Origin of the sequence: Phreatobacter sp., assembly GCF_030691135.1 — a bacterium.
GTDB lineage: Bacteria > Pseudomonadota > Alphaproteobacteria > Rhizobiales > Phreatobacteraceae > Phreatobacter.
This window is the reverse complement of record NZ_JAUYFA010000056.1, coordinates 1-4114: the sequence shown is the minus strand read 5'-3', so window position 1 is coordinate 4114 and position 4114 is coordinate 1. Positions and strand designations below refer to the sequence as shown.

8 protein-coding genes are annotated in these 4114 nt (G+C 73.4%); 1 reads left to right on the top strand and 7 read right to left on the bottom strand.

Annotated elements, in window-relative coordinates; translation table 11 throughout:
- From Q8O26_RS09495 to Q8O26_RS09485, 3 genes are all read right to left on the bottom strand, one after another.
- A partial coding sequence (locus tag Q8O26_RS09495) for an NlpC/P60 family protein (protein ID WP_305575268.1) occupies nucleotides 1–416 on the bottom strand: 416 nt, incomplete at its 3' end.
- 130 nt (nucleotides 417–546) lie between these two features.
- A complete protein-coding gene (locus tag Q8O26_RS09490) occupies nucleotides 547–1437 on the bottom strand; it encodes a DUF2163 domain-containing protein (RefSeq protein WP_305575267.1) in 891 nt (296 codons plus the stop codon).
- Between the two features lie 3 nt (nucleotides 1438–1440).
- Nucleotides 1441–2067: a DUF2460 domain-containing protein gene (locus tag Q8O26_RS09485; protein ID WP_305575266.1), complete on the bottom strand. Its 627-nt coding sequence runs from the start codon at nucleotides 2065–2067 to the stop codon at nucleotides 1441–1443.
- Nucleotides 2068–2149: 82 nt separating this feature from the next.
- Between Q8O26_RS09485 and Q8O26_RS09480 the strand changes: the two genes are divergently transcribed.
- On the top strand, nucleotides 2150–2392 hold the full coding sequence (locus Q8O26_RS09480) for a YdcH family protein (protein ID WP_305575265.1): 243 nt from the start codon (nucleotides 2150–2152) through the stop codon (nucleotides 2390–2392).
- A gap of 7 nt (nucleotides 2393–2399) precedes the next feature.
- Here the strand turns inward: Q8O26_RS09480 and Q8O26_RS09475 are convergent, their stop codons facing one another.
- From Q8O26_RS09475 to Q8O26_RS09460, 4 genes are read right to left on the bottom strand one after another with little or no spacing between them, the layout of a single operon-like run.
- Nucleotides 2400–2990, bottom strand: coding sequence for a phage tail tape measure protein (locus Q8O26_RS09475; RefSeq protein ID WP_305575264.1), 591 nt, complete (start codon nucleotides 2988–2990; stop codon nucleotides 2400–2402).
- A 10-nt stretch (nucleotides 2991–3000) separates the two neighbouring features.
- Complete coding sequence (locus Q8O26_RS09470; protein WP_305575263.1) at nucleotides 3001–3159, bottom strand: phage tail assembly chaperone; 159 nt, start codon at nucleotides 3157–3159, stop codon at nucleotides 3001–3003.
- Entirely contained in the window at nucleotides 3159–3560 is a 402-nt protein-coding gene (locus Q8O26_RS09465; RefSeq protein ID WP_305575262.1) for a gene transfer agent family protein, read from the bottom strand. The genes Q8O26_RS09470 and Q8O26_RS09465 overlap by 1 nt, the downstream gene beginning before the upstream one ends.
- 24 nt (nucleotides 3561–3584) lie before the next feature.
- On the bottom strand, nucleotides 3585–3992 hold the full coding sequence (locus tag Q8O26_RS09460) for a phage major tail protein, TP901-1 family (RefSeq protein WP_305575261.1): 408 nt from the start codon (nucleotides 3990–3992) through the stop codon (nucleotides 3585–3587).
- Nucleotides 3993–4114 lie beyond the last annotated feature (122 nt).

The following is a 4114-nucleotide window of genomic DNA, read 5'->3' as shown; positions in this document are numbered from 1 at the left end:
AAGGCGAAGGCGAAGGCGAGGCGGCGGCGCCACCAGGGCGCGAAGGCGATCTCGGCCACCGCCGCACCGTCATGGGCATGGATCAGCGTCGCGGGGCCGGTGAGGATGGCGCAGTGCTTGGCGGGAAAGCCCTCGCGCCAGCGGAACAGGACGACGTCGCCGGGCAGCGCCTCTCGCGGATCGACCTCCACGAGGTGACGGCGCGCCGCCTCCGCCAGCGCCTCGCGGCCGTGGGCCTCGGCCCAGTCGGGCGTATAGGGCGGCACGGCGGCGGGCTCGGGTCCGACGACATCGCGCCAGACGCCGCGGACGAGGCCGAGGCAGTCGCAGCCGACGCCCTTGACGGAGGCCTGGTGGCGGTAGGGCGTGCCGCGCCAGGCGCGGGCGGCGGCGACGATGGCGGCGCGTGTCGGCATGGGATTGTCCGGGGTGTCGTGGGGGCGGGCCGGCCCCCGGCCTGATGACGGTCTGGAGAGCGAGGCGCGCCTTCGCCGCCGCTTCACCTCTCCCCGCCGGGGAGAGGTGAAGGGGAGCCCGAGCGATGGGCTAGCGTCCCACCACCGCCCCGTCATGGCCGCCCTCGCCCGGCACCGGCACGGAGAGGATGCGGTCGATGCCGGGCATGTGCGGGAAGCCGCGGAAATTCGCCGCATTGGCGAAGCGGTCGCGGCAGGTGGCGAAGGCCTTGTCGCAGCCGACGGTGACCGAGACCGCGTCACCGGGGGCCAGCGGCTCCGGCGGCACCTGCCAGAGCGACAGCCTCACCCCGCCGGTGACCGGCGTCGCCGCGGCAATCTCGACCGTGAAGCCCGTCGCCGCGCCGGTTTGAACCGTCAGCCGACCGCCGACGAGGTCATCGGCGGCGAGGGTCGAGAGGCCGGCGAGGACCGGCGCGCCGTTCGTGACGGCGATCACCGATCCGGTGCCGTGGCGACCGGCGGCGGCGAGGTCGACGCCGCAGCGGGCATCGCCCAGATCGGCGGCGCAGCGCGGCGTGAACAGCCGTCCGCGCTCGACGTCGAGCCCGGCTGACAGCGATCGCAGTTCGGCGCGGAACGCCCCGGCCTCGCGGGTGACGGCGCCGAGCGTCATCACCCGCAGCAGCACCGCGAGGGCGGGATCGGTCCAGTCGACGAGATGGACCTCGACCCTGGCGCCGTCATAGCGCCCGGCCCGGATGTCGGCTTCCGCGATGGCGTCGTCGACCAGCGCCCCGGCGAGTTCGGCGGTGCCGGCGGCAAAGCCCAGCTTCTCGGCGGCGGCGGTGGCGTCGAAGCCGCTGGCGGCGCGGCAGGGCACGCCGGCGACGACCAGGTCGCCGTCATGGTCGGTAAAGCCGAGCACGACGCCGTCGGCGCGCCGGACGATCCATGCGGTGGCGAGCGTCGTGCAGCCGCCGTCGAGCCGGGCCTGCAGGGCGGGAGGAAGGACGCGCATGGATCATATCCTGATCTCGACCAGCGGGATCGACGGGATCTCCCCCGCCGCGAAGGAGGTGAGGTTGACGTCCAGCCTGTCGGTGTCGAAGCGCACCGGCACGTCGAAGAGGAAACCCGCCGTCACGGCCGCGCCATGCGCCGGCGGCGCGTCGAGCGTCATCAGCCCCGTCGCCGCATCGAGCGCGAAGCCCGTGGTCTCGACGCCGCCGACCGCCACCCGCACCGAGCCCGCCACCGGCTTGGCGATGGGGCGGAGATAGGCGCTGGCACCGAGGCCGTAGGTCTTGGCCAGGGCGAAGGCGCGCCTCTCGCCGTCGCCCGTCCCGATCGGCTGATCAGTGGGCGACGGCGCCGCGCCGGGCTGGGCGGAGGCGTGATCCAGCCGGTCGCGGAAGCGGAAGCCGTGGAGCCGGCCGCGCCGCTCCTCGAAAAAGGCGACGACCGCCTGCAGCCCGGCGAGGCTCTTCACCCCGTAGCCGGCGTCGTAACGACGGCGCGAATGGGCCCAGCGGGCGTTGCGCTCCTCGCGCCCCGAGCCGAGCAGCACGACGTCCGTGCGCCGCTCCGGGCCGCCGGAGGCGCCAAGCGCCACGTCGAGCGGAAAGGTCACCTCGTGAAAGGCCTGCATGGCGGGTCTCCGCTTGATCCTGGACAAGGCCGGCGGCGACGCGCCGGGCGATGGTATGGCGAACGCAACAGGAGACCCCAGCGTGAGCCACACCCCCCACGAACTCGCCGCCGAATTCCCCGAGAAGACCGCGCTGATCTCGCGGCTGAAACAGTCGGACGCGCATTTCGCCCGGCTGGCCGAGCGCTATCACGTCGTCAACCGGGAGATTCACCGCATCGACAGCCAGGTCACCCCGGCCTCGGACGAGACGACGGAAGAGCTGAAGAAGGAGCGCCTGCATCTGCTCGACGAGATCGTCGCGCTGATGGACAAGGCGGCCTGAGCGCGCCTCACAAGCCGCGCCGCCCGCGCGCCACGGCGCGGGCCAGCATGGCGGTCACCTCGGCCTCGGACCGGCGGAAGCTCGCCGCGTCCGTCGCCGTGACATGCATGACGACCGACGGCCGGCCCGTGCCGCCGCCGGCCGCGACCCCGAGACGCCCGTCGGCGGTGCGGGTCAGCGGCATCACCGCCTCGGCGCCGCTCTCGCCCATCAGGCCGGTGCGCCCGCCCGGCAGCGGGAAATAGGTCGGCGCCGCGATGACGCCGCCGCGCGCCATCGGCACGATGCCGGTCAGCGCGCCGGCTTCGGCCGTGGCGCCCGCACCGAGCCCGCGAAACCCCATCATCATGTCCTGGAACGAGGCGAAGAGCCCGTCCGTCACCGGCCGGATCGCGGCGCGCAGCGCCATGGCGGAAAGCTGCTGGCCGAGGGCGGCGACGACGCCGCCGAGATCCTGACCCTTGACCACGGCAGTGGCGAAGGCGCGGCTCATGGAGGCACCGAAACCGCGCGCCAGCTTGTCGGCCTCGCCGATCTCGCGGCGGAAGGCGGATGTGTCGGCGGTGATCTCGACGGAGAGCGTGTCGATGGCGGTCATGAATGATTCCTCAGTCCGGATAGGCGGCCATCAGCCGGTCGAGAGCGGAGCGGTCGGCGGCGCCGCCCGTCCGCCCGAACCGGCCCTCGATGGCGGCGGCGAGCTCGCGCGGCGTCGCCCGCCAGAAGGCGTCCGGCGACCACCCGAGCTGGCCCAATGCCAGGCGCATCACGTCGTCCCAGGGAAAGGGCTCGGCGGCGCGCCGAAAGGGCCGGCAGGCGGCGCCATGCCCTCCCCGGCGGCGGAGGCCGGTCTGCCCTCCCCGGCACCGAAGGTCGCGGTCAGCAGGTCGGAGACGATGCGGGCATAGGCGGCGGCGCCGCCGGTGACGGCGAGGGCCGCCACCTCGCGGTCGCTGATCACCTCGCCCGCGCCGCGCAGGCCGGCGCCGATGACGGCGATCAGGTCGCGCGCCGCCAGCCGGCCGGAGCCGAAGCGCTCGGCGAGTTCGACGAGGTCGCCCGCCTCGAAATGGGCCTCGAGATCGGCGAGGGCGCCGAGGGTCAGGACCAGACGGCGGGTGACGCCGCCGATGTCGGCTTCGATCTCGCCGCGTCGGACATTGGGCATCGGGCTCTCCTCGCAAACAGGGGATCAGGCGGCGGTGAAGGTGAGCGGGCCGGCGCTTTCCAGCGCCATGTCGTAGGTCACCTCGCCATTGTGGTTGCCGGCGAATTCCAGCGCGGTGATCTGGAAGGCGCCCTCGACCGTGCCGAAATCGGGCACGATCACCTGGAAGTCGCGGATAGCGCCGTCGAAGAAGACCTGCCGCATCAGCGCGTCAGAGGCCTCGTCGCGGAAGATGCCGGAGCCGGAGACGGAGGCGCGTTTGACGCCGGTGCCGCCGAGCAGTTCGCGCCAGCGCCCGGCGCTTTCGGCATGGGTGACGTCGACCGTCTCGGCATTGAAGCGCAGCTGGCGCGAGCGCAGGCCCGCGACGGTGACGAAGCCCGCACCGTCGGCGATCTTGACGAGCAGGTCCTTGCCTTTCTGGGCGGCCATGGGGGTCTCCTTGCGGGTTGATCAGGGATGACGGGCAGGTGTCTGAAGGCCGGCGTCGGTGGGCGCGCAACGGCCGAACCGCGTCACCTCTCCCCGGCGGGGAGAGGTCGACGAGCGCAGCG

What these genes read in the sequence shown, in the direction of transcription:
- Q8O26_RS09490 (WP_305575267.1), bottom strand. Translation starts at nt 1,437, where the DNA reads ATGCGCGTCCTTCCTCCCGCCCTGCAGGCCCGGCTCGACGGCGGCTGC.
- Q8O26_RS09485 (WP_305575266.1), bottom strand. Translation starts at nt 2,067, where the DNA reads ATGCAGGCCTTTCACGAGGTGACCTTTCCGCTCGACGTGGCGCTTGGC.
- Q8O26_RS09475 (WP_305575264.1), bottom strand. Translation starts at nt 2,990, where the DNA reads ATGACCGCCATCGACACGCTCTCCGTCGAGATCACCGCCGACACATCC.
- Q8O26_RS09470 (WP_305575263.1), bottom strand. Translation starts at nt 3,159, where the DNA reads ATGCGCCTGGCATTGGGCCAGCTCGGGTGGTCGCCGGACGCCTTCTGG.
- Q8O26_RS09465 (WP_305575262.1), bottom strand. Translation starts at nt 3,560, where the DNA reads ATGCCCAATGTCCGACGCGGCGAGATCGAAGCCGACATCGGCGGCGTC.
- Q8O26_RS09460 (WP_305575261.1), bottom strand. Translation starts at nt 3,992, where the DNA reads ATGGCCGCCCAGAAAGGCAAGGACCTGCTCGTCAAGATCGCCGACGGT.